Source organism: Alteriqipengyuania halimionae (assembly GCF_009827575.1).
GTDB classification, from domain to species: Bacteria; Pseudomonadota; Alphaproteobacteria; order Sphingomonadales; family Sphingomonadaceae; genus Alteriqipengyuania_A; species Alteriqipengyuania_A halimionae.
This window is the reverse complement of the sequence record NZ_WTYR01000001.1, coordinates 1,960,073-1,984,164: the sequence shown is the minus strand read 5'-3', so window position 1 is coordinate 1,984,164 and position 24,092 is coordinate 1,960,073. Positions and strand designations below refer to the sequence as shown.

25 protein-coding genes are annotated in these 24,092 nt (G+C 63.8%); 15 read left to right on the top strand and 10 right to left on the bottom strand.

Annotation, left to right across the window (positions count from 1 at the left end):
* Positions 1 to 26 precede the first annotated feature (26 nt).
* Genes flhA through GRI68_RS09570 form a run of 3 tightly spaced genes read left to right on the top strand, consistent with a single transcriptional unit; the run spans position 27 to position 4,352 of the window.
* Complete coding sequence (gene flhA, locus GRI68_RS09580; RefSeq protein ID WP_160617038.1) at positions 27 to 2,132, top strand: flagellar biosynthesis protein FlhA; 2,106 nt, start codon at positions 27 to 29, stop codon at positions 2,130 to 2,132.
* A gap of 54 nt (positions 2,133 to 2,186) precedes the next feature.
* Complete coding sequence (locus GRI68_RS09575; protein WP_160617037.1) at positions 2,187 to 3,674, top strand: flagellar hook-length control protein FliK; 1,488 nt, start codon at positions 2,187 to 2,189, stop codon at positions 3,672 to 3,674.
* 9 nt (positions 3,675 to 3,683) lie between these two features.
* Positions 3,684 to 4,352, top strand: a complete 669-nt coding sequence (locus tag GRI68_RS09570; protein ID WP_160617036.1) for a flagellar hook assembly protein FlgD — start codon at positions 3,684 to 3,686, stop codon at positions 4,350 to 4,352.
* Between the two features lie 263 nt (positions 4,353 to 4,615).
* Here the strand turns inward: GRI68_RS09570 and GRI68_RS13740 are convergent, their stop codons facing one another.
* The 6 genes from GRI68_RS13740 to GRI68_RS09540 all read right to left on the bottom strand — a co-directional run bounded on the left by GRI68_RS13740 (position 4,616) and on the right by GRI68_RS09540 (position 8,977).
* Complete coding sequence (locus GRI68_RS13740) at positions 4,616 to 5,086, bottom strand: hypothetical protein (RefSeq protein ID WP_234028765.1); 471 nt, start codon at positions 5,084 to 5,086, stop codon at positions 4,616 to 4,618.
* An 89-nt stretch (positions 5,087 to 5,175) separates the two neighbouring features.
* Positions 5,176 to 6,003, bottom strand: a complete 828-nt coding sequence (locus tag GRI68_RS09560; RefSeq protein WP_160617035.1) for a flagellin — start codon at positions 6,001 to 6,003, stop codon at positions 5,176 to 5,178.
* A gap of 164 nt (positions 6,004 to 6,167) precedes the next feature.
* Positions 6,168 to 6,917 (bottom strand): flagellar basal body L-ring protein FlgH, encoded by a 750-nt coding sequence (gene flgH / locus GRI68_RS09555; RefSeq protein ID WP_160617034.1) that lies wholly within the window; start codon positions 6,915 to 6,917, stop codon positions 6,168 to 6,170.
* Between the two features lie 21 nt (positions 6,918 to 6,938).
* Positions 6,939 to 7,409, bottom strand: coding sequence for a flagellar basal body P-ring formation chaperone FlgA (flgA, locus tag GRI68_RS09550; protein WP_160617033.1), 471 nt, complete (start codon positions 7,407 to 7,409; stop codon positions 6,939 to 6,941).
* Positions 7,409 to 8,194 carry a flagellar basal-body rod protein FlgG gene (gene flgG, locus GRI68_RS09545; RefSeq protein WP_160617032.1) on the bottom strand — a complete coding sequence of 262 codons (786 nt, stop codon included), beginning with the start codon at positions 8,192 to 8,194 and terminating at the stop codon, positions 7,409 to 7,411. The genes flgA and flgG overlap by 1 nt, the downstream gene beginning before the upstream one ends.
* Before the next feature lie 36 nt (positions 8,195 to 8,230).
* Positions 8,231 to 8,977 (bottom strand): flagellar hook basal-body protein, encoded by a 747-nt coding sequence (locus GRI68_RS09540; protein ID WP_160617031.1) that lies wholly within the window; start codon positions 8,975 to 8,977, stop codon positions 8,231 to 8,233.
* Between the two features lie 134 nt (positions 8,978 to 9,111).
* On the opposite strand from GRI68_RS09540, the gene GRI68_RS09535 reads away from it, so the two are divergent.
* Genes GRI68_RS09535 through GRI68_RS09520 form a run of 4 tightly spaced genes read left to right on the top strand, consistent with a single transcriptional unit; the run spans position 9,112 to position 11,766 of the window.
* Positions 9,112 to 9,624, top strand: a complete 513-nt coding sequence (locus GRI68_RS09535) for a flagellar basal body-associated FliL family protein (RefSeq protein ID WP_325063792.1) — start codon at positions 9,112 to 9,114, stop codon at positions 9,622 to 9,624.
* Complete coding sequence (fliM, locus tag GRI68_RS09530) at positions 9,624 to 10,643, top strand: flagellar motor switch protein FliM (RefSeq protein ID WP_160617927.1); 1,020 nt, start codon at positions 9,624 to 9,626, stop codon at positions 10,641 to 10,643. The genes GRI68_RS09535 and fliM overlap by 1 nt, the downstream gene beginning before the upstream one ends.
* Positions 10,640 to 11,197 carry a DUF6468 domain-containing protein gene (locus GRI68_RS09525; RefSeq protein WP_160617030.1) on the top strand — a complete coding sequence of 186 codons (558 nt, stop codon included), beginning with the start codon at positions 10,640 to 10,642 and terminating at the stop codon, positions 11,195 to 11,197. The genes fliM and GRI68_RS09525 overlap by 4 nt, the downstream gene beginning before the upstream one ends.
* Entirely contained in the window at positions 11,194 to 11,766 is a 573-nt protein-coding gene (locus tag GRI68_RS09520) for a MotE family protein (protein ID WP_199799743.1), read from the top strand. The genes GRI68_RS09525 and GRI68_RS09520 overlap by 4 nt, the downstream gene beginning before the upstream one ends.
* 36 nt (positions 11,767 to 11,802) lie before the next feature.
* On the opposite strand, the gene GRI68_RS09515 is transcribed toward GRI68_RS09520, so the two are convergent.
* Entirely contained in the window at positions 11,803 to 12,207 is a 405-nt protein-coding gene (locus tag GRI68_RS09515; protein ID WP_160617029.1) for a hypothetical protein, read from the bottom strand.
* A 93-nt stretch (positions 12,208 to 12,300) separates the two neighbouring features.
* Between GRI68_RS09515 and GRI68_RS09510 the strand changes: the two genes are divergently transcribed.
* Both GRI68_RS09510 and GRI68_RS09505 read left to right on the top strand, forming a co-directional pair.
* The gene (locus tag GRI68_RS09510) at positions 12,301 to 12,537 is read left to right on the top strand and encodes a hypothetical protein (protein WP_160617028.1); all 237 of its coding nucleotides are present in this window, start codon (positions 12,301 to 12,303) and stop codon (positions 12,535 to 12,537) included.
* Positions 12,538 to 12,544: 7 nt separating this feature from the next.
* Positions 12,545 to 14,404 (top strand): hypothetical protein, encoded by a 1,860-nt coding sequence (locus tag GRI68_RS09505; protein ID WP_160617027.1) that lies wholly within the window; start codon positions 12,545 to 12,547, stop codon positions 14,402 to 14,404.
* A 74-nt stretch (positions 14,405 to 14,478) separates the two neighbouring features.
* Here GRI68_RS09505 and GRI68_RS09500 read toward each other — a convergent pair whose 3' ends face one another.
* From GRI68_RS09500 to GRI68_RS09490, 3 genes are read right to left on the bottom strand one after another with little or no spacing between them, the layout of a single operon-like run.
* Complete coding sequence (locus GRI68_RS09500; protein ID WP_160617026.1) at positions 14,479 to 15,384, bottom strand: flagellin; 906 nt, start codon at positions 15,382 to 15,384, stop codon at positions 14,479 to 14,481.
* Between the two features lie 11 nt (positions 15,385 to 15,395).
* Complete coding sequence (locus GRI68_RS09495) at positions 15,396 to 17,492, bottom strand: flagellar hook-associated protein FlgK (protein WP_160617025.1); 2,097 nt, start codon at positions 17,490 to 17,492, stop codon at positions 15,396 to 15,398.
* Positions 17,493 to 17,518: 26 nt separating this feature from the next.
* On the bottom strand, positions 17,519 to 18,817 hold the full coding sequence (locus tag GRI68_RS09490; protein WP_160617024.1) for a flagellar hook protein FlgE: 1,299 nt from the start codon (positions 18,815 to 18,817) through the stop codon (positions 17,519 to 17,521).
* Between the two features lie 163 nt (positions 18,818 to 18,980).
* Between GRI68_RS09490 and GRI68_RS09485 the strand changes: the two genes are divergently transcribed.
* From GRI68_RS09485 to GRI68_RS09460, 6 genes are all read left to right on the top strand, one after another.
* Positions 18,981 to 19,385 carry a flagellar biosynthesis repressor FlbT gene (locus GRI68_RS09485; protein ID WP_160617023.1) on the top strand — a complete coding sequence of 135 codons (405 nt, stop codon included), beginning with the start codon at positions 18,981 to 18,983 and terminating at the stop codon, positions 19,383 to 19,385.
* A 10-nt stretch (positions 19,386 to 19,395) separates the two neighbouring features.
* A complete protein-coding gene (gene fliI / locus GRI68_RS09480; protein ID WP_160617022.1) occupies positions 19,396 to 20,724 on the top strand; it encodes a flagellar protein export ATPase FliI in 1,329 nt (442 codons plus the stop codon).
* On the top strand, positions 20,721 to 21,173 hold the full coding sequence (locus tag GRI68_RS09475) for a hypothetical protein (protein ID WP_160617021.1): 453 nt from the start codon (positions 20,721 to 20,723) through the stop codon (positions 21,171 to 21,173). The genes fliI and GRI68_RS09475 overlap by 4 nt, the downstream gene beginning before the upstream one ends.
* Before the next feature lie 81 nt (positions 21,174 to 21,254).
* Positions 21,255 to 22,202 (top strand): peptidoglycan-binding protein, encoded by a 948-nt coding sequence (locus GRI68_RS09470; RefSeq protein WP_234028764.1) that lies wholly within the window; start codon positions 21,255 to 21,257, stop codon positions 22,200 to 22,202.
* 271 nt (positions 22,203 to 22,473) lie between these two features.
* Positions 22,474 to 23,523 (top strand): sigma factor, encoded by a 1,050-nt coding sequence (locus GRI68_RS09465; protein ID WP_160617019.1) that lies wholly within the window; start codon positions 22,474 to 22,476, stop codon positions 23,521 to 23,523.
* A 152-nt stretch (positions 23,524 to 23,675) separates the two neighbouring features.
* A complete protein-coding gene (locus GRI68_RS09460; RefSeq protein ID WP_160617018.1) occupies positions 23,676 to 24,086 on the top strand; it encodes a DUF2946 family protein in 411 nt (136 codons plus the stop codon).
* Positions 24,087 to 24,092: the final 6 nt, after the last annotated feature.

The following is a 24,092-nucleotide window of genomic DNA, read 5'->3' as shown; positions in this document are numbered from 1 at the left end:
CGTCCTCGAACCAAGTCGGCACTCCCATGTCACAGTATCTTACAGGCTTTCTCGATCGTATCGGCGCCAATCGCGATCTCGCGCTCGCGATAGGGGTGATCGGCATCATTGCGATGCTGATCCTGCCGATGCCGGCCTGGCTCCTGGATTTCGGTCTGGCGATCTCGATCACGTTGTCGGTGATGATCCTCATGACCTCGCTGTTCATCGAGAAGCCGCTGCAGCTTTCGGCATTCCCGACAATCCTGTTGATCGCCACCATGCTGAGGCTGGGGTTGAACCTCGCTTCGACCCGGCTGATTTTGGGCCATGGGCACGAGGGGCCACAAGCGGCCGGAGGGGTCATAGCGGCGTTCGGGCATTTCCTGATCGGCGGTGAGACGGTCATCGGGCTGACCATCTTCATCATCCTCGTCGTCATCAATTTCGTTGTGATCACCAAGGGCGCGGGCCGTATCGCCGAAGTCGCCGCTCGCTTCAGCCTCGACGCGATGCCGGGCAAGCAGATGGCGATCGATGCCGATCTGGGCGCAGGCATGATAAGCGAAGAACAGGCGCGTTCGCGGCGGCAGGAGCTGGAAGCCGAAAGCGGTTTCTTCGGCGCGATGGACGGTGCCTCCAAGTTCGTGAAGGGTGATGCCATCGCCGGGCTGCTCATCACTGCGATCAACGTCTTGGTCGGGCTCGTGGTCGGCGTCGCGATTCACGGTGTCGCTTTCGGTGAAGCCGTCACCACCTACACGCTGCTGACGGTCGGTGATGGGCTGGTCAGCCAGATCCCGGCGCTGATCGTGTCGACCGCAGCGGGCCTCTTGGTTTCCAAAGGCGGCATGTCGGGCAAGACCGGCAATGCGCTGGGCGAGCAGCTGGGTCGATACCCCAAGGCTTTCGCCATGGTTTCGGTACTGATGGGTGCATTCGCACTGATACCCGGCTTCCCGTTCCTGCCCTTCGCCGTCACGTCGGTTGCGAGCGGCTATTACGCTTGGTGGATCAGTCGCAAGCACCAGGCACAGGAGGCCCATGAAAAGGCCGAGCAGGCCCAGGCGGAGATCGCCTCGGCCGAAGTCGAGGAACCCATCGCCAACACCATCGCAATCGACGCGGTGCGGGTGGAGCTCGGCTATGGCCTGCTGCCGATCATCAAGGGCTCGGCCGCCGAACCGCGTCTCGACGATCAGGTTCGCGCGCTGCGCCGCCAGATGGCGAGCGATTACGGCTTCGTCCTGCCCGCCGTGCGCATCATCGACAACATGACGCTGGGCGCGCACGACTACCGCGTCTTTATCCGCGAGACCGAAGTCGCCGCGGGCGAGCTGCGGCTCGACAAGCTGATGGTGATCAATCCGGGCGGCGGGGATGTCGGCCTACCCGGCGATCCCGCACAAGAGCCGGTGTTCGGCCTTCCGGCGCTCTGGATCGACCGCGAATTACGCGACGAGGCGGGGCTACGCGATCTCACGGTGGTCGATTGCGGAACCATTGTGACCACGCATCTGGCCGAGCTCGTCAAGGACAACGTCGCCGAACTGCTGTCGTATGCCGAAACCCAAAAGCTCCTGAACGAAGTGCATAGCGAGGCGGAGAAACTGGTTGCCGATCTGGTCCCTGCCAAGATCAGCATTTCCGGCATCCAGCGCATCCTGCAGAACCTGCTGGCCGAAGGCGTGTCCATTCGCGACATGGCCACTATTCTGGAAGCGATCGCGGAAACGGCACCGCTGACGCAGAACCTTACCCAGATCACCGAGCATGTGCGCGCACGCCTCGCGCGCCAGATCTCGGCTCAGCAGACCCGGGACGGCGCTATCCCGATCCTGACGTTGTCGCCCGATTGGGACCAGCAATTTGCCGAAAGCATTCTGGGCGAGGGCGACGATCGCCATCTCGCCATGGCTCCCTCGAACCTGCAGCGGTTCATCTCTCAGGTGCGCGAACTGTACGACACTCTCGCTGCGAAAAACGAGATTCCCTGCCTTCTCGTCAGTCCGACGATCCGCCCCTTCGTCCGTTCAATCATCGAGCGGGTGCGCCCGGCGACCGTCGTTTTGTCGCAGAACGAGATCCATCCGCGCACCCGAGTTCGCTCGGTCGGCAGTATCGGACAACAAACTGCGCTCGAAGCCCCGTAATCGCCACTCCGCCTATATAATACGTTCAGGCGCCCCCGAGGGCGAAAGGAAAGCATGAACCACCTCCTATCGCTCGCACCAGGCAAAAGCTCCCCCCTAGGCTTGTCCGGGGGCGCCACCCGATTTGCCGAACGCGGCCCCTCCTTCGCCGATCTGCTGAGCGCCCACGTCCCGCGAGGAGCCGCGCATCCGCAGTTGGCCGCTGGCGCGCTCGCGGCCGCACCATTTGGCGGTAACGAGGCGTCTGTTCCGCCGCGCAACGGTACGGCCGATACGGCCGCTGCCCTGCGCGCGCTGCTTGGCCAGCAGCCGAAGGCGGGACCAGAAACACCGACCCAGCACGTGCTGGGCTCGGTGAACCCAGCATCTCCGATCGTGAACGCAGATGCCGCGTCAACGCCATCAGAGGCCCTCGATGCGCCGTCGAGCGTGATCGAGGATTCGTCAAAAGCCGGGGGAGAGCTGCCAGGCGATCTCCCCGTACAGGCGGATGGCGAGAGTGTGCCGGGGCAATCGGCTTCGCGGGCGGTCGATGCGTTTGCGCGCGACACCACCTCGCCTGCCGAGCCTGCGGCACGGTTGTCCGACGCGTCTCAACCCGATACTCTCATCGAACCTATCGACCGGTCGAATGCGCAACAGAGCGGGGACGCCGCCGCCGATCAACCGTCAGACGACGAGCCCGGCAATGTGCCCGCTTTCACCCCAGCAGAGGCTACCGCTTCCATCGTCGGACAGGCACCAGTTCCCCCGCCCGGAAGCAATCCGGTGAGCGGATCCTCAGCGCTTTCAAATCGCGGCCCGGCAAAGAAGCCCGAAGCCATGCGGGCGGAACCCGTTACGCAGGCGGACAATGCCCGGGCGATGATACCGCGGGACAGTGAACCCCCTGCGGAGCTGCTTCCGTCACGCACGTCGGCGGGGATGCCATCTCCTGACGCCGGAGCGAGCGATTTCGGCAAGCTGATGCAAGCCGGCGCTGCCGAAGGGCCTGCGCCGGCGATCGACAATGCGCCGGCAATGGGTGAGCTTTTGCCTGCAACGCGCGCCGACTCCGCGAAGGTTTCGGCAGGTACGACCGGCAGCTCCGGTTCGGTGCCCGGAACCGTCTCGGCGCGGCCGGGAGAGATCGGACAGCAACTCGGCCTCGAGATCGTGCGGCAGGTCAAGGACGGAAAGGACGCCTTGACCATCCGGCTTGATCCGGCGGAAATGGGCGAGATCCGGATCAGGCTTCAATTCGATGATCGCGGCACCATGCGGGCCCACGTCGCCGCGGAAAGCAGTGTGGCGTTGGAAATGCTGCGCCGCGACAGCGCGGAGCTCGCTCGCGCGTTGGGCGATGCGGGCGTGCGAACCGATCCCCAATCGTTCCAGTTCGAAGCGCGCAGCCAGGGGCGTGGCGATCAGCAAGGCCAGCATGGCCGCCCGGAGACGCCGCAGCGACAAGACGCCACCCACGCTGAAACCGACGTCGATAATGACGAACCGTCGCCGCGTTCGAAGCTCCGCAACAGCGGCAGCCTAGATCTTTTTGCCTGAGGCCCAACTATGACAGAAATTTCCTCGATCACGCCCAATCTGCAGGGCAATACCGAAGCCAACCGGGCGGGCGCCGAGCTGAACGCCAATTTCGACATGTTCCTGAAACTGCTGACCACGCAGATGCAAAACCAGGACCCGCTCGATCCGATGGACACATCGGATTATACCCAGCAGCTGGTGCAGTATTCGCAGGTCGAACAGTCGATCCAGCAGACGGGCACGCTGAAGGACATTCTGGCCGCTCTTTCGACCCAGGATCTCGCCCAGTCGGCGAATTTCATCGGTCAGCGCGCCGAACTCGATAGTCCGACATCCGCCCTGTCCGATCAGAGGCCGGCGCAATGGTCATGGGAGGCCGAGCGCTCGATCGCGGCGCTGACGGCGACGATTACCGACGTTCGCGGGCGTGTGATCGAAACACGTGAGCTCGATCCGTCCAGTGCCGGCGAGATGGCCTGGGACGGTTCGCTTTCGGCCGGCGGTGGCACTGCGGCTGCCGGCGCCTACACCTTGTCGCTGAGCGCAACCGATGCCGCCGGACAGGAAGTGCCCGTCGCCATTCGCAGCACGGGAGTCATCGATGAGGTGGCGACACGCAACGGCACCGTTATGCTAGGTATCAACGGGCTCAACTTTCCCACCACTAGCCTGGTTCGCGTGATCGCCGAAAAATAATCGCCCAAGGCGCGCTCCGCGTGCCGATGCGGCTCCTATAAGAATATCAGTATCGGCGGTAAGATAGTCTCCCACCGCCAGATCGCGACTCCCGGGGCGTGCTCTTCCCCTCCATTAGCGACACGTCGTCAATCGTGTTGCAGCGCGCCCCGGAAGTCCACTCATCCTCCCCTCTCATGCCGGATAGCGAGCGAAGCGCGCCATGCACTCGCTCGCTCAGAATGGCTAAGTCCATATCCGCGACAGAGCAGAGCCGGCCTCTGTCAGTGCAGCGACGACTGGCGCTTGCGCGCGAGCTCGCGTGCATGAGCGCACACGATGCACAGATCCGCATAGATGCGGTCCCACAGGGTCACGGGAATCCTGAGTGGCTCTTCATCGTTCAGCTGGTCCACGATGATCGCCGCCTCCGGATGGGGTTCGAGCTGGAAGCGGGTTGGAAATGCGCCGCCGATCTCCTCTTCCGGCATCTCGTCCGGCACGGCCAGCCTGGCGGACATGATATATCCGAGCAATATGTCGGCGCCGTAGGTGTCGAGAGTGACGTTGGCCGGCGTCTCGGCGTCAGGGCGATCGATCACCACCAGCGCGCCGCCTGGTCGCGGCTCTATGCTGATCCTCACGACTCCGCCAAACGGATCGGCGATTTCGCGGACACGGGGAAAGATCGTAGCGATAACGGTACCCGACTCACATTCGCGCCACAGAAAACCGCAGCATGCGCGATACTTCATGCATCGTGCGACGCGAAAACAAAAGGGGCCGGGCTTGCGCCCGGCCCCAGGATGCTCCGCCCGATACGGGAAGAGCTGCTTCGACCGGATTAACGGAAGAGCGAGGTGATCGTCTGCGGCGCCTGGTTGGCGATCGACAGAGCCTGGACACCCAGCTGCTGCTTGACCTGAAGGGCCTGCAGCTTGGCCGATTCCTTGGCCAGATCGGCATCGACAAGGTTGCCAATGCCGCTCTCGATCACGTCGGAAAGCTTGCTGTTGAAAGAAAGCTGCCCTTCGATCTTCCGCGATGCCGAACCCAAAGTGCTCAGCGTCGACGTCACCGTGGAGGTCACGGTGGCGATTTCGGTCAGTGCAGTATCGGCATCCGCTTTACTAGCGAGGCCGGTACCAAGTGCGGTGGTGACGTTGGTATCGAAGGCCTGGTTGGCCACGCCGATCGTGCTCGTAGTATCGAGCGACTGCAGCGCAGACACCTTGCCCGTAGCAGTTGCGTCATCCTTCAGAACGTTCGTGCCGTTGAACTCCGACGAAGCGATGATCGTGGTGATCTGCTCCTTCAGAGCCGTGTAGTCGGCATTGATCGCGGTACGGCTTTCGGCATCCAGGCCGTCATCCGACGCCTGAATGGCCTTGGCCTTCATCTGATTGAGGACGTCGGAGATTTGCTCCGCACCCGCAATCGCCACATCGACGGAGCTCTTGCCTCGGTTAAGCGAGGAATTGACCGCCGAGAGACCACCCACGTCGCCGCGGAGAGACTGCGCAATCGTGAACGATGCTGAATCGTCCTTGGTAGATGCGACGTTCAGGCCGGTGTTGATGCGGTTCTGAACCTGCGACAGACCCTTGTTGGTCTGGTTCAGGCTCTGCAGAGCTGCCATGGCACCGTTGTTTGTATTTACTGAAAACGCCATTACTTGTTTCCTTCTTGGATAGTCGGACCGCATTCTGCAGTCCGGGCCAGAGACGCTGGCCACGACGCACAAGAAATTTTGGTGCGCCTTTCATACTGGGAAGAAATGACACCCTATCCCAAGCGGGTCGGCGGTTTTATTTGCCTCCGCCGGTCCGACGGGCGTCAGAACGGAAACAGCGCGTCGTAAATCTGCTGGCCCCAGCGCGCCTGCTGAACATCGGTCAATTGCCCGCGTCCTCCATAGCTGATCCGCGCTTCTGCAATCTTGCCGTGCTGAATTGTGTTGCCCTTGGCGATATCCTGCGGCCGCACGATCCCGGTCACGATAAGTTCGCGCAGTTCGAAATTGACGCGCATCTCCTGTCGGCCGCGGATGACCAGGTTCCCGTTGGGGAGCACATCGGTGACAATCGCCGCCATCTTCATGTTGATCGTCTCGCTGCGGCTGGTGCGCCCTTGGCCTCCCGAAGCCGAAGTCGACGAAGTGTCGACCGTCTGGCCCGGATCTCCCGGGAGGATATTCTGCAGGCCGAGCAGCGCGGCGATGCCGACACTTTCCGATCCATTGCGTGAACGGGAGGTCGAGTTGCCGAACTCGGCCTTGTCGGAGATGTTGATATCGACGGTCAGAATGTCGCCGACACGCGAGGCGCGCTGGTCCTGGAATAGTTCACCGGCGCCAGAGCGGAACAGCGAAGCACTGGGGGCCTGGCTCACCGGAGCTGCAGCGGTCGGAAGGGCACTTCGTTGCCGGGCAGGGTCCCGGCTGGCGATCGAGGGCTCGTAGGCCGGTACGGTGATAGGAGCGGTCGGTGACATGGCAGGTGCCTTGCCGACATTTTTGAGGCGGTCTAGCGTGCCGCAGCCAGAGACCAGCGACGCCGCGGCGACGATCAAAACGTATTTCTTCATCGGAGAATCCTTGGTGTTGGCTCAGGGAGCCAGAATGCGGACGACGCCAGAGCCCTCGACGACACCGGCGAGAGTCTGGTTGGTCGCTTCGCTGAAGACGCGCACTTGCTCGCCCATGGCGCCGTCGCCGAGGGCTCGGCCAAGGACGCTGATCGTCAGCGCGCCTTCGCGCAGGGTGAGCTTGACCGGTTCGCCGCGCTTGACGAGGCGAAGCTCGGCCAGATCGCTCGCGCGCACCGGCATCCCCTTGCGGAGGGTACGCCGGGCCTCGAGCCCCGCAGCTTCCTGAGCCGAGACGATGCCGCGAGCACGCGCAGCAGGGATCTCCTCGACGGCGAAGTCGCGCTCCGAGACCAGCTCACCGCGCTGTATCGTTCGTGCGAGAACGTCGGCCGCCACGCCATCGTCGGCGCTTTGCGCATGGAGCGAACCGGACGGGATGAGGGCCAGACACGCGAGAAGCGGAACGGCGAAGAAGAGGTGCCGTACCATCAACGAAGCTGGCTCGTCGTACCGAGCATTTCATCGGCGGTCTTCACGACGCGGCTGTTCATCTCATAGGCCCGCTGTGCGGTGATGAGTGCGGTGATTTCGGCGACCGGATTGACGTTGGACGCTTCGACGAAACCCTGTGCAACGCTGCCGAAGCCTGGTTCGCCCGGCGGCGCTACATTCGGCTCGCCCGAAGCCCCGGTCGCCAAGAAGAGGTTGTCGCCCTGTGCTTCCAGCCCGGCTTCGTTGATGAAGGTCGCCAGTTCGATCTGACCGACGGTCTGCATTTCGATTTCGCCAGCGATCTTGACCTGCACCTCGCCCGTTCGCGAGACCACGACATCGACCGCCTCCTGCGGGATGGTAATGCCCGGTTCGACCGGCAGACCCTGTGAGGTTACCAGCTCTCCCTGATCGGAGAGCTGGAACGTGCCGTCCCGCGTGTAGGCGACCTCGCCGTTGGGCGTCTGTACCTGGAAATAGCCGAGGCCCTGGATCGCGAGGTCGAAGCGGTTGTCGGTCTGCACCAGCGCCCCCTGTTCGGAGATGCGATAGACGCCGCCGGTGCGCACCCCCGCGCCGATCTGGATGCCCGAGGGCACACGGGCTTCGGGCCCACCGGACGCAGCGCCGGGCCGCGAGACTTGCTGGTAGAGCAAATCCTGGAACTGGGCACGCTGACGCTTGAACCCGGTGGTGTTCATATTGGCGATGTTATTGGAAATCACGTCGACATTGGTCTGCTGGGCAAGCATGCCGGTGCCGGCAATTGAAAGCGATCGCATGGCTGTTGTCCTTTCTGAAAGGTGGGGTGGGCCGGATCAGCCGATGCGGCCGAGGCGGTCGAGCGCACGCTTGCGCATCTCGTTGAGGCTTTCGGCCATGCGCACGCTGCTTTGGTACGAGCGCAGGATTTCGACCATTGCGGTGGTCTCGACGATCGGCTGGACGTTCGATCCTTCGACGCCGCCGCTGCGAAGCTTGGTTTCCTCGGCCGCGAGAACACGGCCCTGCGCGCCGACGTATAGGCCATCGCCCCGCGGCGCGAGACCGCTTTCATCGGCGAACACGGTTACTGCGAGTCGACCGAGGGGACCGTCTGGCCCCATTACGCTACCGTCTCCGGCGATCGAGAGGCGATTGGCCTGTTCGGGTGGAACGATGATCGGCTGGCCGGTTTCGTCGAGCAGTGGCTGGCCGCCGGCTGAGGCCAGCTCGCCGGTCTGGAGCACGTTTACGAAGCCCGCTCGCGTATAGGCTGTGCCTGCGCCATCGGGCAGCGCGACCGCGAGGTAACCCGGTCCGTCGATCATGACGTCGAGCGGATTGCCGGTTGGCTGGAAAGCGCCTGGCGACATGTCGTGGATCGCGCGGAAGTCCAGCACGAAGGAGGTCGGCTTCGCATCGTCGACAATCGCCTCGTCGGCCCGTTCCACATATTCGCGGAACATCGGCTGTTCGCGGCGAAAGCCGACGGTCGACGTGTTGGCCAGATTGTTGGCGACGATGTCCATGCGCCGCCTCAGCGCCTGTTCCTGGCTGAGCAGGACATAAGAGGAAATATCCATCGGCTTGCCGCTCCGAAAAAACTGCTTCGAAAAAGCGGACCAGGCAAATCTTGCCGGGTCACCATCCTATAATAGGAGAGAAACCCAGCTGGCGGGGCGACCGCAGACTTTTGGTAAAGGAAGGCGGTAGAACCGTGACCACCGAGATCACCAAGGCCGAAGAGAAGGCCAAGACGGGCGAGGGCGAAAAGACCTCGCGCTTCTCGAAAAAGCAGAAAATCATCGCCGCCACGGGCGCGGTGCTGCTGTTTGGCGGCGGTATGGCGGCTTATCTGATGGGCGGCGATCACGCGGGTTCAGACACGGATGGCGAGCACGGCGATACCTCTGGCGAAGGCACTGACGTTGCGCTGGTCGCAGTCGAGCCGCTGCTGGTGAACTTGCGGACCAACGACGGTCAGGCCCGCTTTCTGAAGCTGCGCATTCTTCTTGCTGCAGAGTCTCCCGACGACGTGGAGACAATCGAAACCAAGCTTCCGCTGATCATCGATCGCTATCAGCCCTTCCTGCGCGAATTGCGCCCCGAAGACCTGGCCGGCTCGGCAGCCGTCTACCGGCTCAAGGAAGAACTGATCCTTCGTGCCGCCGATGCGGTGGGCAAAGGTGTTGTAGCCGATGTCCTCATACAGGACCTGATCCAGCAATGATGGCCGACGACGACTTCGTGGACCTCGATCTTCCCGATCCGCCGGCGATGGATATACCGGAGGATTCGACGTTTGATCAGGCGAGCATCGACGCTCTGTTCGGAGACGCGAATGCGGATATCCAGCAAAAGAGTGGTCTGCGCGCGGTGATCGAATCGCGCGTCGTCAGCCATGGTAGGCTGCCGATGCTCGAAGTGGTGTGCGAACGCATGGTGCGCTCGTTCGCCACCAGCATGCGCAACCTCACATCGGACGCCATCGAGGTCTCCCTCGAAGATATTGCCTCCGTGCGGTTCGGAGACTTCATGAACCGTGTCCCGCTGCCTTCGATGCTGGCGGTGTTCAGGGTTCCCGCCTGGCAGGATTACGGCCTCGTCGCCGTGGAGGCGAATCTGATCTACGCAGTGGTCGATGCGCTGCTGGGCGGGCGCAAGGGCGCCGCCCCACGCAAGATCGAGGGACGCGGTTTCACCACGATCGAGACGACGCTGGTGTCGAAAATGATCGAACTGGTGCTGCGCGAATTCAGCACAGCGTTCGAGCCCATCGCCCCCATTACGATGGAGATGGAGCGGATCGAAACCAGTCCGCGCTTTGCCGCGATTGCCGGGCCTACGAACGTCGCTTCCGCGGCGACCTTTGCGGTCGACATGGATGGGCGGGGCGGCAATTTCACCATTCTCCTGCCCTTTGCCACGCTCGAGCCCGTGCGCGGCAAGCTATCGCAGCGTTTCATGGGCGAAAAGCTGGGCGGCGATACGACCTGGCGCGATCATATGCGCACCGAGATTCTCCGCACCGAAGTCGAGCTGTGCGCCGTTCTGGGTGAACGGGATATGCGGCTCGCCGACGTTCATTCACTGAAAGTGGGCCAGACGATCGCATTCGACGTGACGCCCGACGATCCGTTTGAAGTCAGCTGCGGCGGGGTGCCGCTTGCCCGGGCGCAGATCGGTCGCCAGCGCAATCACGTCGCAATCGGCATTGTCGAAACTTTCGCAAAGGGGTCGCCAAAATGAGCTTCACTGCCTTCACCAACGTCATCACGATCCTGTTCTGCCTTGCTGTGCTGATCCAGAGTGTACGGATGCTGCGCAGTCTCAAGCAAATGCGCGAAGCTCAATTCGACCGCACGGTCGGAGCTCTCGACACGGCAACCGCCAAGGCGAGCGCTGTCCTCTCGGAACTCAAGGGGACGCTCACGACCGACGGTGCGGCAAACCTGCGCGCCCTGTCAGAGGCCCGTGAAGTGCGCGAAGAACTCAACCTCATGGTCGGCATCGCCAATGCCATGGCAGAGCGACTGGTCGAGGCCGCGTCCGACGGTTCGGATGGCAAAGGCTCGCCAGCCTCCGCGCCGGCAAAAACGTCCCGCAAGCCTCGCACTGCGCCCGCGCGGAAGGCCAAGGCGACGAAGCCCAAAGCCGATAAACCCGCCACCGGCCGGGCAAAAAGGGTTAAAACTCCAGAAACAGGCGGCCCGGCGGTCAACAAAGCCCTATCGAAGAAGCCCCCGCGTCGGAAATCGAGCAAATCGACCACGCTACCGGCTGATGCGAAGGAAGCGGCATGATCCTCAAGCGCCCCCCCTTATTGGTGCTCATGGCGGGAGCCGCTGCGCTTTCGGCGGTCGCGCACGGTGTCAACGCGGCTGGTCCGCAGCAGGAGGAAGCTCCCGCCAAGGCTCCGCCAACCCGGCTGGGTTCCGCGATCCAGTCGGAAATCAACGAGAACGACAAAACCACTCGGGAGCGCAAGCGCGCGCTCGATCTGCGCGAACAGGCGCTCAAGGCTTCCGAAAAACGGCTCAAGAACAATCTCGAGAACCAGCAAGGCGATGCCAAACCTGAAAAGGCTGGAGCCGGAGCAAGGAATGGCGAGGGTACGGACGAGGAAACCGAAGAAGCTCGGACATACGATCAGCTGGCTCGCATCTACCAGGCGATGAAGCCGAAGAAAGCTGCGGTGGTGTTCGAGCAGTTGGACCTCGATGTGCAGATCGCCGTCGCGCGTAGGATGCGCGAGCGCTCTATCGCACAGATTCTCGCCGCCATGACACCTGCGGCTGCGGCTCGCGTCAGCATGGCGCTCGCCGGGAAGCGCCCGGCGCCCAGACGCGGCAAGTCGCAACCCGCCAACTAACCGACCTGCCCGCCATGCGGCCATCGCATCTATGTATCAGGAAGTCTTGGCTGCAACCTCGACTAGGAGGACTTTGGCGATCCCTTCATCACGCGCGCGCAAGGCCTCCATCAGCTCAACCGACAGACGGCGGGCGTCCACGGCGAGGAACGGCGAGGCGCGCAGGCGGGAAAATTCCGCTCCCGCGGCCAAGGCTTCTGCGCGCAACCCCGGCAAGTCTCCGGCAAGTCGATCGGCGGCAGCGCTGTCGCGAGCTTCCAGGACGATCCGGAAGTGCAGCGCGCCCTCCAGTCTCGCCCCGTCTATGATCGGGACAGTGATGGCTTCCATCGCAACCAGCGGGCCATCGCTTGCCTCGCTCTCGTCTCCCTCTCCCGCTGCATCGGTCAGCGGAGCGGCCGCGAGCAGGACAGAGCCCAGAACAAGGAATTTGCCATTCATATCGTTTTGCCCAGTCAGCCGAAAAAGGAGTCTACAGGCGGCCGGAGGGCCGCCTCTTTCCCTATAATAGAGGATGTCCCGACTGGAGCGCACATGAGCTACGACCAAAAACCATCCCGCATCAAGCTCGTCAGTGGCGGCAGACCGCCGCGCCTTCCCGACTCAGCGGACGCTGAGTCGCTGAATGATGCGGATGGAGAAGCGATTGAGGATAGGGTCGCGCTTCCGCAGCCGAAAGGCCGATCGGGCCTGATCAAAGCGATGCTATTCCTGGCCGGATCCGCAGCAGGGGGCGCCGGTCTTGCCGCGTGGCCGCATATTGCGGGTTAACCGCAGAATGCGCACGGCCGTTTTCCTGTCTGCCGTCTCGGTTCTGGCGGTGAGCGGATCGGCCTTGGCCGAGGATGCCACACAGGCCCGCACCTCAGTCACTGAAACACAGCTGGAGGCGGACGAGGAAGACGGCGATCGGCGAGACGAAGCTCCCGAGCAAGACGGGCGCGCTCCTGCAGTTCTCTTGCCCGGCTTCGCTGCCGTCCTGGCGAATCGGCCCGTGACCGAGGATGAGTCGGGCTGGCAGACCGTGCTGGAAGCAGAAGCGTGGGCGGCGATCGCCGACAGCACCCCTGGTACACGCCAGGAGGCGCGTTGGCGCTATGCCAGCAGCCTCATCGCAGAAGGGCGTTCGGCGGAAGCCTATGGCGTGCTGGTGACGATGGCGCAGGATGATCCGGATCTCTCACTCGTTGCTGCTTACAGGCTCGCGCTCGGGGCTGCGCTGGTCGGGCTCGACCGGCATTCGGATGCGCTCGACGCGCTTTCCGCCGAGCAACTGACGCAGAATCCCGAAGCTTGTGCCTGGCGCATGCGGGCGCTGGCAGCATTGGAAATGAGCGCCGAGGCAACCGACCAATGGTCTTGCGCGCGTTCGGCCATCGCGTCGCGTACCGAGCGCCAGGGCTTGGCTTTTCTCCTGGCCGCCGCGCAAGCTGCGCTCGACGAAGAAAAAGCACGCAGGGCATTCGAACTTCTGGAGCCCCTTTCCGATTCCAACGCCGCCGCCAATCTGATCCGTGGTCGCGCGATGTTCGGGCTCGGCAGCGAACAAAATGCAAGACTGCGGCTGGATCGCGCTGCTGAAAACGGCACGCTGGAACAGCGGATCGATGCGCGCATCTCGCTGCTCGAAGGATTGGTGGCGCACAATCGCGCGAAGCCGCGCCAAGCCGCCGAAGAGCTTGCGCAGATCGCCTATGCCTGGCGTGGTGGGCCGCTCGAACGGCGGGCGCTTGCGCTACGCTTTAAGCTCGCGGAAGAATTGCAGGATGATCGCGCAGCGTTGGCCGCCGGCGCGGCGCTGCTGCGCTATCACCGCGTGGCAGGCGATACTGGCTCGATGCTCGTGGCTCTTCAGGGGCGGCTCGCTTCGATCCTGTCAACAGAAAGCAAGGTGTCGCTGGCAGAGGCCGCGGGACTGTTCTGGGATTATCGCGATCTCAGCCCAAGCGGGGCGGGCGGCGACTTCCTGGTCAGCGGCCTTGCCGACCGGTTGCAGACCGCCGGACTCTACGAGCGTGCGGCCGAACTCTTGGATTATCAGCTGATGGCCCGGGCCAAGGATGTGGCTCAGGGTCCTCTCTCGGTGCGTGTGGCCAAGTTGTACATATTGGCCGAAGAGCCGGACGATGCTCTGCGGGCGCTTCGCGAAACAAATGACAACATTTACCCCAAGCCGATGTTGTGGGAGCGGCTGCAAATCGAGGCCGTGGCGCTTCACAAGCTGGGCCGAACCGACGAGGCGCTTGCGGTTCTCGAGGGCGTGCCTGAAGGCGCTGCGATTCGAGACGAGATCGAATGGCAGCGCCGCAACTGGCAGGCCCTGGCCGGCTCGGGCAATCTGCCGCCCGCCAAGGGTCCGCTGACCGAGGCGGAGCAGACCGTTATTCTGCGCCGCGCCGTCGCTCTTGCCATGTTGGGTCGCGAGACCTCTCTGGAAGGTTTGCGAGAGCGATATTCGGCTGCCTTTGCCGCGGAACCGACCGCTGCGGCCTTCGCCATGCTGACGGGCCCGATCGAGGGACTTGATCCCGACGCAGTCGCCAAGGCGATGGCGGCGATGCCGGCCGTGAGTCCGGCAGGCGGTTTCGGCGACTTGCTGACGGGCGAGGCGCGCAAGGGCAAGACCAAGAATTCCTGAACGGCGCCAACCCTCGACTGGGTAGGGCGACCATGCGTGCGCGCCCCGCATGATCGCAAAGGGGGCGCTCCAGCCTACAGGAATTTGGTCAGGTTGAGCTGGCTGAGCTGCGCGAAAACCGAATAGCTTGCTTCCAGCGTTGCTCGCTGCTGAGCGAGGTCCACCGCCACCTGACCCAGATCCGCGTCTTCGTTGGCGGCGATGATGTCGTTGAGCACCAGCGAGCGCTGTTCGGCACGTTCGCCCAGCGTTTCCACGCGGGCCTGCTTGCGGCCATTCTCGGCGTTCGCGGCGCGCAATCCAACAGAGCCGGCGTCGATCTGTGCAACCGCGTTCTGCAGGGCAGTTTTCTGCGCATCGGTCAGCCGTTCGCCGATCGGACCCGCGGCTGCCAGAGTGCGGAATGCCTCGTAGATTTCTGCACCGAGATCGCTGGCCGTGATGCCATAGGTTACCGAAGTGCCCTCGGCGAGATGCGCGACGGCGCGCACATCATCGTTCCTGAACGCGTCGGACGCCGGCGTGGCGGCCACGTCGGCCAGACTTTCCGGGGTGAAGGGCAGCACGTCGGTGCGCGAGCCACCGAACAGCGCGATTCCACCTTCCTTCGCATTGAGGCTGCTGCGGAATTGTTCGAACGCGCTTTTGATCGTTTCCTTAAGACCCGAGGAATCGTCGGTTCCTATCGCGGTCGCCATACGGGTGCGCAGATCGATGAAGGCGTTGTCGAGGCCGGTGACATGGGTATCGTAGATAGCGAGAGTGGTGGTTACGTGCTTGGAGACGATCGCCTGCGCATCCTGCTTGGCGAGCATGGAGCGGGCCGACATCGTGCGCACCGCCTCGGTCCCCAGGCCGGCGTAATCCTGCGCCTTCTTGCCGGTCGACAGCGAGGTCTGCGTCTTGGCGAGGCTTTGCTGCGCGCGCTGGATGGCATCGGCCATCGTGCGTTGCAGCGGAATGGTGGCAACCCGGGTCATAGGATGTCCTTTCAGCGGACCATATCGAGGAGAGTGTCGTACATCTGCGTGGCGGTCGTCATGACGCGCGCGGCGGCGGAATAGCTGTTCTGGAGGACCACCATTTGCGACAGTTCCTCGTCGAGATTGACGCCGGAGAAGCTGTCGCGCCGGTTGATCGCGTCGTCGCGCCGCGCAGCGGCATCGACCAGCATGTCCTGCGCGCGCGCAGCCTGGGTTCCGGCGCGGCCCATCAGCAGACTGGAGAAACGCTCGATCGTCGCCGAGCCGGCCTTGCCGAAGTCGATCGGCTTACCCAGCGCCTCGACAAGGGCACCGGCAACCCGCGTGTCGGCGCCGCCCAGCGCGGACTCGCCGACGGCGGCGTCCGTCCGCAGGCGGGAGAGCGGCAACCGGTCGGCGCTGGCCAGAACGTCGCTCCGCACGCCCGCTTCGTTCAGGCCGCTCGCACTACCGGTCAGCCCGGTAAGCGCGGTAAAGGATACGCCGGTGCCGAAGCGGTCGGTCGAATCCGTAGGGATGGAGAGCAGCGCACCGCTCGCCCCCGGGCTGGGCGTAAAGGCTATCCGTCCCCGGTCATCCAGCGCGAAACTGCCGAACTGGGCGAGTTGGCTCTGCCCCAGCTCGGTCACCAGATCGCCCATGGTGGGGCCGACCGAGCCGGTAAGCGTGGTGGTCGCAAGGGAGCGGCCGGTGGCATCGCGCAGCACCAGCTGTGCGGACTGGCCGGCGCCAAACCCGTGTGGATCGCCCGCAACAAAACCCGGCGCGACGAGCGTTGCGGACTCGCTGCGGACGACGTCGTTGAGGCCGAAATAATGCGAGAAGCCGTTGCCTGCGCGCGCGCTGGGCGGATCGCCCTGCGCCACGGCGACCCCGTTGCTACCGCTTGTCGCGACGAAGGACAGGCGCCCGTCCTGCAGAGCGACACTGGCATTGCCAGCCAGGCCGCCATTGATCGCCGCGATGGCATCGTCGATGGTCGCCAGCGGCCCCAGTGCGTCGAAATCGACCCTCGTACTCGCAACCAGAATGCCGCTTTTGTCGGTCACCGCGAAGGTGGCTTGCCCGGTGAACCCCAGGCGGTCGCCGCCGATCAGCCCGGTCGGCCGTCCGTCCAGCCGGGTAGGAGGCGGGACGGCAGTGCCCGAGTTTGACACCGAGTTGAGGGTTTCGGCGAGCCCGCCGAACAGCGAACCAAGCTGGTCGGAAAACTCCGGCAAAGCACGATCGCGCAGGTCGAGCAGCCCGCCAAGCTTCCCGCCAATGGCAGAGGAATCGAGCTTCTCGCCCGTCGCAGTGGTAGGCTCACCCGCCTCGTTGGTGAAACGGATGTCGATCACGGGGTAGGTGGGCTGCGCGACCCCGTCGCCGGGGCTGGGGTACGACAATTGGCGAAGTCGCCCGTCGAGCAGGACTGCGCCATTGGCCGCATCGATGTTGACCCGGCCATCGGGCTGTTCGCGGATCGAGACCTTCATCAGTCCGCTCAATTCCTCTAGCGCGGACATGCGCTGATCCTCGGCCCCACCGGCGCTGCGACCAAGGCCGCGAAGCTGCGCGACCGTGGCGTTCAGCCCGTGAATGCGTTCGAGCAGGTCATTGACCGTTTCGATCGAGTAGCCGACCTCCGATTCAACATCGCCGCGCAGCACCTGGATATCGTCGTCGAGCTGCCGAAGCGAGCCGATGGCATCCTGCACCTCGGCGACGAAGCTCGCCGCGTTCTGCGGCGCGCTTCGCCCACTCGTCAGCGCGATTGCCGACGCGCTGATCGCGTCGAGCCGGGCAGGCACGCCGCTTTCCGCGCCCGGTGCGCCCAGGAAAGATTGCAACCGGTCCATGTAGTTTGCCGTGACTTCCGCCCGGCCCATGTCGCCGGCGCGCAGGTAAACCGTCTGCTCGAGAAAACGGTCGGCGATCCGGGTGGGCTCGCCGATGACGACGCCGTTTATGCGCCCCTGGGTCACACCGGTCGCCAGCGACACACGCTCGCGCGCGTATCCCGGTGTACCGATGTTGGCGATGTTGTTGGATACCGATTTGATCCCGGCCTGCGATGCCGCCAGGCCGGACACCGCCGTTCCCAGGATATTGCTCAGCGACATTCAGTCAGCTCCGGCCAGAACCAATGCTAGCGCTTCAGCGCGCTGACTTCCTGGAGCATGTCGTCCACCGTGGTGATGATCTTGGACGATGCGCTGTAGGCGCGCTGGAAGCGGATCATGTTAGTGAATTCCTGCGCCAGGTCGACATTGGAAGCCTCCAGCGTGCCGGACGCGATCGTGCCGCTGCCAAGCTCGCCCGGGCGACCGATGGCGACATTGCCCGATTGCTGCGAGACGCCGTAGGCATTGCCCGGCAGTCGCGTCAGGCCATCCGGATTGGCGAACGTCGCCATCGGCAGCTGGAACACCGCACGGGCCGTGCCATCGTCGAAGATCGCGCTGACGATGCCTTCCTTGCTGACTTCTACGGAAACCAGATTGTTGAGCATTCCGCCATCGGTGCTCGACGCGATCAAGGCGGAGGCGCTGCCGAACTGGGTGAGCCCGTCGAGTCCGTCCTGGCTCCCCAGGTTCAGTTTGATCGGCGAGGAGCCAGCCTGATTGGTCCAGGCGACATTGAGCGTATCGAACAGAGCCGGGGAGGAATTGGCGAGGTCGAGGCTGCCGTCCGGATTGAACGCGACCGTGCCGCTGGCGAGCAGGCCGTTGGCGGCGGTGACATCGGCCGGATCGCCATAGATCTCGGCTACCCACTGGTTGGGGGCCGTCTTTACAAAGCCCATCGTCACCTGATGGCCGCCACCTTGAGCGTCGTAGATTTCGAACGTGCGCGAGAAGTGCGGCTCCAGAGCGCCGGTGGCCATGTCACCTGCGGCATAGGCGCCGGTGAACGGCTCCTGAGTCGATTGGAGGTTCGCACGGACCTGCAATCGGGTGGTGGCCGCTGCAGTGCCGGTCAGCCCACTCAGTCGCACAGGCTCAAGTTCGGTCAGGGCACCCGTGCTGGTGAAGCTACCCGCCGAGTCCAGGCGCCACCCTTGGAGGTAGTAGCCGCTAGTGTTGCGCAGATAGCCCTGTTCGTCGGGCCGGAATGCACCGGCGCGGGTGAAGGCGACGCCGCTATCGACATCATCGCCCTTGCGCGTGACGAAGAAGCCGCCACCGTCAATGCCCAGATCGGTCTGGCTTCCCGAGGCTTGAAGCAGGCCCTGCTTGGATATCATGGCGCGCGGCGCTGCGGCGACCCCGCCTGCCGAGTAGCTGCTTTTCAGCCGTCCGTCGGTGACGAGCGAGCGGAAATCCGCTTCCGTGCCCTTGTATCCCACGGTGTTGATATTGGTGATGTTGTCGGCAACCGTTGCCATTGCGCTGGATTGGGCGCCGAGACCGGACACGCCTGCGTATAGGGCGGAATATAGGCTCACTGAATTGCAACTCCTGCTTTGCGGGCAACGCGCCCCTAAACTCACATCTGCATTGTAGGAGAGCCGACCACACGAACCCAAAAAGGAGCAGTTTTTTCCGCCTTGGGCCCGCCGACGGTCGCGCCTCTCTATAATGGGGGCATCCAATCAAGGGGGACGCGCAATGCTCCACATCAATCTTCGCGACGGTGAAAAAGTCGTCATCAACGGCGCGGTTCTGCGCTCTGTCGGCCGCGCCGAGATCGTGGTCGAGAACACCGCGGCAATCCTGCGCGGGCGCGACGTCATGACGCCCGAGGAAGCGAACTCGCCGGCACGTCGGCTCTATCTCGCCTGCATGCTGGCCTATCTCGATCCTGCCAATCTGAGCCAATATCAGGATCAGATACTCGCGCTCTTCGGAGACTTCATGGACGCTGTGGAAGCGCCCGAAGCGAAGGCGCACTGCATCTCGTTCGCGACCCATGTGGCCCAATGCGATTTCTATCGCGCGCTCAACGACTGCCGCGCCTTGATCGCCTATGAAAGCCAGGTCCTTGAGCGTCTGGCCCCGGCGGACGCGGCCTGACGGACTGGCGATGCAAACGCTGGTTTCCGCCGCGCGGGCGATCCGTACGCTCCCGCACGATCGGCACTTCGGCTCGGTCGCGGCGGTGCACGGGGCGCTGATCGAAGTCGACGGCCTGCTGGGTGCGGCCCGGATCGGTTCGCGCATCGCGATCGACTGCGATGGCGGGACCATCGACGCCGAGGTCACCGGGCTCGACCGAGACACGGCGCATTGCCTTGCTTTCAACGATTCTCACGGCATCGCCACCGGTTGCCGGGCCGATCTGTTGCAGGGCCAATCCATACTGCGCCCCACCGACCAGTGGCTCGGCAGGGTGGTGGACGGGCTTGGCCGACCGATCGACGGCAAGGGGCCGCTTGCAATCGGTCCCGAGGCGCGTCCCTTCAAGGCCGGCCCGCCTGCTGCCGCCAACCGCACGCGTGTGGGCCGAAAGCTCGAAACGGGCATTCGTGCGTTCGACATCTTTGCGCCGCTGTGCCGCGGGCAACGTCTCGGTCTGTTCGCAGGATCAGGGGTGGGCAAGTCCACCCTGCTTTCGATGCTGGCGCGATGGGTCGAGACCGACGTGGCCGTGATCGGCCTGATCGGCGAGCGTGGCCGCGAGGTGCAGGAATTCATCGAGGACGATCTCGGGCCCGAAGGCCTCGCGCGCAGCGTCGTCGTGGTGGCCACTTCGGATTCCCCCGCCTTGATGCGTCGGCAGGCTGCCTGGACCACGATGGCGGTTGCAGAACATTTCCGCGATTCCGGTCGCGATGTGATGTGCCTGATGGATTCGATCACACGCTTCGCCATGGCGCAGCGAGAGATCGGACTGGCCAATGGCGAGCCCCCGGCGACCAAGGGCTACACGCCCACGGTGTTCGCAGAATTGCCGCGCCTGCTCGAACGCGCAGGGCCCGGAGGTCCCGGCCAGGGGTCGATTACCGGCCTTTTCAGCGTGCTGGTCGATGGCGACGATCACGACGAGCCGATCGCCGATGCCGTGCGCGGCATCCTCGACGGCCACATTGTCATGTCGCGCAAGATCGCGGAGCGAGGGCGCTTTCCTGCGATCGATATCCTCAAATCGGTCTCGCGCATGCTCCCCGAGTGTCACGATGAGGAGCAAAACCGACTTCGCCTCGCAGCCCTTGCGCATCTCTCGACCTATGGAGACATGGAGGAACTCGTCCGGCTTGGCGCGTACAAGTCCGGTGCCGATCCCAGCGTCGACGAGGCGATCCGCCTCGCGCCGGCGATCGAGGACCTGCTGAAGCAAGCCACAAGTGATCGTGGATCGCTGGATCAGGCCTTTGCCAGTCTCGGCGAACTGATGAAAGAGACTCCGCAATGAAGACGCCTTTCGACACGGTCCTGCGCTTGCGCCGAAGGGAAATCGACGAGACGCGAATCGCTCTTCATACCCGGACCGCGCAGCTGGCCGAGATCGATCGCGACAGCGAAGCGCTCGAACAAGAACTTGCGCGCGAACGCAAAGCATTTGGCGAAAGCTGGTCGGCCTCCGCCGAGGCCTTCATCAAGCGCAGAAAGTTCCAGCACGCGCAACTCGCACAGGAGCGCGCAACCATATCGCAGGACGTCGATCGCCTGCGTCAAGCGGCGATCGACGCCCATGGCTCCCAGCACGTGCTCGAGACCGCTGTCGAGGCATTTCGCGCCGACCACGATCGACGGATGGCGCAGGCTGCACAGCGCGAAACCGACGATCTGTGCGCCGCCCGGCACACCTCTTCCTTTCGCCAAATAGGCAAACCCGAGCCTCTCCGGCCATCAACGCGGTGATACCACATGCAGACGGCAGGTCTTGAATCCCTCTCTCCGCAGGATCGCGCGCGCGTAATCTATACGCAGGCCCGCGCTGAAATGACCGACCGCCTCTGGCAGGCGGCCATCGGCAATGCGCAAGACAAGCACGCGGGTGCGGAAGCACCCTGTCGCCATGCCGCGATGCTGATGCCGATGGGGGTGGGGGGCTTGCTCGGCACCGGGCGCCAGTCACCCGCGCTTCCCCCTGTGGCCGATCTTCTTCCTGTGACGCCCGAAAGCGTCAGCCCGGCGATCCGGGTGGACGCGCCCGCGGGTCCGGTCGTTGATCGGTCTGTTGGCTCGCTGACCCGCCTTGGCTCCGAAACCGGCATCGGTGCCCTTTCCACCCTCGGTCCCAATGCCGGGCATGCCGCGACGCTGCAGGCAGCTGCGGAGCGTAGCGGATTGCCGGCGTCCACTCTTGCCGCGATAGTCGATGCCGAAGCGGCTAAGCGTCCCGACGGCAGCTGGAACCTGAGGTCGCGCAACCCGCGCTCGAGCGCGGCGGGGCTCGGCCAGTTTCTCTCGGGCACCTGGATCGGGATGGCGCAGACGGCCGGCACCTGGCTGCACGACGTAGCGCGACAGAAGGGCTGGATCGATCAGAATGGTCGGGTGGCCTCCTCCGCGCGTGGCTCGCTGCTTGCGCTGCGATACGATGCGACCGCGTCGATCAATAGTATTGCCGATTATGCCCGGTCCAACATCGCCACTATCCGCAAGGCGGGGATCCGCACGGGCGACAATCCGGACGCGCTCGCGAAAATTGCCTATCTCGGTCACCACCTAGGTCCGGGCGATGCGATACGTTATCTCAAGGGCGGCTTGGCCGACGGACGCGCCTCGCGCCTGCTCAAGGCGCAGATCGGCGCGGCCCCCGCGCTCGAACGGATCGCGCGCATTGGCGATGCGTCTGCCGCGCATCGCGATTGGCTCGACACCTATATCGCGCGCAAAATTCGTCCCGATCGATTCGCCGGTGCGTCGCTGCCGAACAGCTCCTGAACGGCCTCTCCCCTTGGGCGCAAGTCGTTGGAAAACGAGCTGCTGTCCGGGGGCAGCGCAGCAAAGCGTCCTGCAGCATAATATGGCATGCCCGATCAAGGTTTCCCTGCCTCTGGAGAACGGTGCGCTCGCCTTACGTAGATTCCCGGAAGGGGGGTGCCGTAAGACTGCTTAGAGTAGAATACCCTAAGATACATGAGGGAGGTCCGATCCTAGAAAGTCCGTATCGCGCCATCAAAACAAGATGGCTTCAAACATACGGGGGATTGCAATGTCCAAAGCTACCGAAGCACTAGAAGTCGCCGTCGCCGAAGTTATCGTGAATAAAAATGAGGATAGTTCGCGCGGTTCCGCAAAGCAGCGTGCCAATATCGATCGGGCTTTTGCCAGAATTCTCAAGCTCGCAGCGCCTCGTATTCGTCATTTCATTCGGCAATACGGCCTGGTCGCCCATTACGAGGACGCCGAACAGGCTTGCGCCATCGCGGTTCACCGCGCGATCGAGGCCTACGACCCGACCAAGGCCAAGTTCACCACATTCCTCAACTGGCAGATCCGCGGCGAACTGCAGAGCCTGCGCTTCCGCGTGATGACCGACCAGCGGCCGTCGGCGCGCAAGGTCGGCGCCGTCACCGTCACGATCCATGCGGGAACGAGGACCGAGGACGGTGAGGAAACCAGTCTCGAAGCGCTGATCGAAGACGAAGAAGCGCAGGAACGCACCGAGCAGTCTGCTGCCGAGCATCTCGCTGGTCAGACCTGCAAGGCACTGGTGCACGCCTATATCGAATCCGAACGCAAGGCGGGAGTCGAGCAGCTGCGAAAGCGCGCCCGTGCCCGCCGTCCGAAGCGCGACATTCGCGAAGTCCGTCCCGATCTTCCGGCCAGTTTTCGCGCGCATGTGGCTGGCCCCGATCCGATCGAACTGGCGCGGCTGCACGAACGGCTCGAGCGCGATCGCGCCATCATCGAGCGCAGCATGTACTCGGGCGATACCCGCCTGGCACTGAGCCTCGATACGAGCCTGACCCGCGAACGTATCCGTCAGATCGTGCGCCGGGCCAGCAAGAAGATGGCGCAACTGGTCAGCACCGATCCCCGCTTCGCCATGCTTGCCGAACAGGCCGGTATCCAGAGCGATACGGTTGCGCAGACGCCTGGAGCCGCAACCACTCCCGCCGAGATCCTGCCGGCCATGCATCAGCCGCACAACCGGATGGTCACGGTGTCGCGCCCGACCGAACCGGCATCCGAACGGCACCCGAACGCCAACCTGCCGGTTGCCACGGCACCCCACCAGTCGGGCGGTTTGTTCGCCTGAGGCACTCGAAACCCGGTCCCGGCGGAGAGGTTCTTCGCCGGGACCACCCGCCTTTTTCGAAGCGCGCTGGCCTGCACCGGTCGGCGCGCTTCGCCGCATTTGCGCAGCCACCGGCTGACACTTGCACGGCCGCATTCTAAGGCGCAGCCCTGATGCAGTCCTTGCGCGCCTCGATTCGGGAACGCCGCCATTTTGCGTTGGCGTTGCTTGTGCTGGCGTTCTTCATCAAGGCGACCATTCCTGCCGGCTTCATGGTTGCGCCATCGCCCGATCGGGTGCTCACCGTAACGATCTGTTCCGATGCGACCGGGGGCCTCAAGCAGGTCCGGATAGTTATCCCAGGCAAGGACACTGGCAGCGAGCAATCGCATGGCGCGAAAAAGGGGGAGCATTGCGCCTTCTCGAGCCTGGCCAAGGTCGTCGATAGCGGCGCTGATGCGGTGCTGCTGGCGCTGGCGGTCGCCTTCATCCTCGTGCTCGGCTTTGCGCCCGGGCGGCGTCTGCCGGTCCGGCCAAATCCCTATCTAAGACCGCCATTGCGCGGCCCTCCGTCAGCGGCCTGACCATCA

Excerpts from the sequence above, each read along its gene's own strand:
- flhA (WP_160617038.1), top strand. The coding sequence starts at position 27 with ATGTCACAGTATCTTACAGGCTTTCTCGATCGTATCGGCGCCAATCGC.
- GRI68_RS09575 (WP_160617037.1), top strand. The coding sequence starts at position 2,187 with ATGAACCACCTCCTATCGCTCGCACCAGGCAAAAGCTCCCCCCTAGGC.
- GRI68_RS09570 (WP_160617036.1), top strand. The coding sequence starts at position 3,684 with ATGACAGAAATTTCCTCGATCACGCCCAATCTGCAGGGCAATACCGAA.
- GRI68_RS13740 (WP_234028765.1), bottom strand. The coding sequence starts at position 5,086 with ATGAAGTATCGCGCATGCTGCGGTTTTCTGTGGCGCGAATGTGAGTCG.
- GRI68_RS09560 (WP_160617035.1), bottom strand. The coding sequence starts at position 6,003 with ATGGCGTTTTCAGTAAATACAAACAACGGTGCCATGGCAGCTCTGCAG.
- flgH (WP_160617034.1), bottom strand. The coding sequence starts at position 6,917 with ATGAAGAAATACGTTTTGATCGTCGCCGCGGCGTCGCTGGTCTCTGGC.
- flgA (WP_160617033.1), bottom strand. The coding sequence starts at position 7,409 with ATGGTACGGCACCTCTTCTTCGCCGTTCCGCTTCTCGCGTGTCTGGCC.
- flgG (WP_160617032.1), bottom strand. The coding sequence starts at position 8,194 with ATGCGATCGCTTTCAATTGCCGGCACCGGCATGCTTGCCCAGCAGACC.
- GRI68_RS09540 (WP_160617031.1), bottom strand. The coding sequence starts at position 8,977 with ATGGATATTTCCTCTTATGTCCTGCTCAGCCAGGAACAGGCGCTGAGG.
- fliM (WP_160617927.1), top strand. The coding sequence starts at position 9,624 with ATGGCCGACGACGACTTCGTGGACCTCGATCTTCCCGATCCGCCGGCG.
- GRI68_RS09525 (WP_160617030.1), top strand. The coding sequence starts at position 10,640 with ATGAGCTTCACTGCCTTCACCAACGTCATCACGATCCTGTTCTGCCTT.
- GRI68_RS09520 (WP_199799743.1), top strand. The coding sequence starts at position 11,194 with ATGATCCTCAAGCGCCCCCCCTTATTGGTGCTCATGGCGGGAGCCGCT.
- GRI68_RS09515 (WP_160617029.1), bottom strand. The coding sequence starts at position 12,207 with ATGAATGGCAAATTCCTTGTTCTGGGCTCTGTCCTGCTCGCGGCCGCT.
- GRI68_RS09510 (WP_160617028.1), top strand. The coding sequence starts at position 12,301 with ATGAGCTACGACCAAAAACCATCCCGCATCAAGCTCGTCAGTGGCGGC.
- GRI68_RS09505 (WP_160617027.1), top strand. The coding sequence starts at position 12,545 with ATGCGCACGGCCGTTTTCCTGTCTGCCGTCTCGGTTCTGGCGGTGAGC.
- GRI68_RS09500 (WP_160617026.1), bottom strand. The coding sequence starts at position 15,384 with ATGACCCGGGTTGCCACCATTCCGCTGCAACGCACGATGGCCGATGCC.
- GRI68_RS09495 (WP_160617025.1), bottom strand. The coding sequence starts at position 17,492 with ATGTCGCTGAGCAATATCCTGGGAACGGCGGTGTCCGGCCTGGCGGCA.
- GRI68_RS09485 (WP_160617023.1), top strand. The coding sequence starts at position 18,981 with ATGCTCCACATCAATCTTCGCGACGGTGAAAAAGTCGTCATCAACGGC.
- fliI (WP_160617022.1), top strand. The coding sequence starts at position 19,396 with ATGCAAACGCTGGTTTCCGCCGCGCGGGCGATCCGTACGCTCCCGCAC.
- GRI68_RS09475 (WP_160617021.1), top strand. The coding sequence starts at position 20,721 with ATGAAGACGCCTTTCGACACGGTCCTGCGCTTGCGCCGAAGGGAAATC.
- GRI68_RS09470 (WP_234028764.1), top strand. The coding sequence starts at position 21,255 with ATGACCGACCGCCTCTGGCAGGCGGCCATCGGCAATGCGCAAGACAAG.
- GRI68_RS09465 (WP_160617019.1), top strand. The coding sequence starts at position 22,474 with ATGTCCAAAGCTACCGAAGCACTAGAAGTCGCCGTCGCCGAAGTTATC.
- GRI68_RS09460 (WP_160617018.1), top strand. The coding sequence starts at position 23,676 with ATGCAGTCCTTGCGCGCCTCGATTCGGGAACGCCGCCATTTTGCGTTG.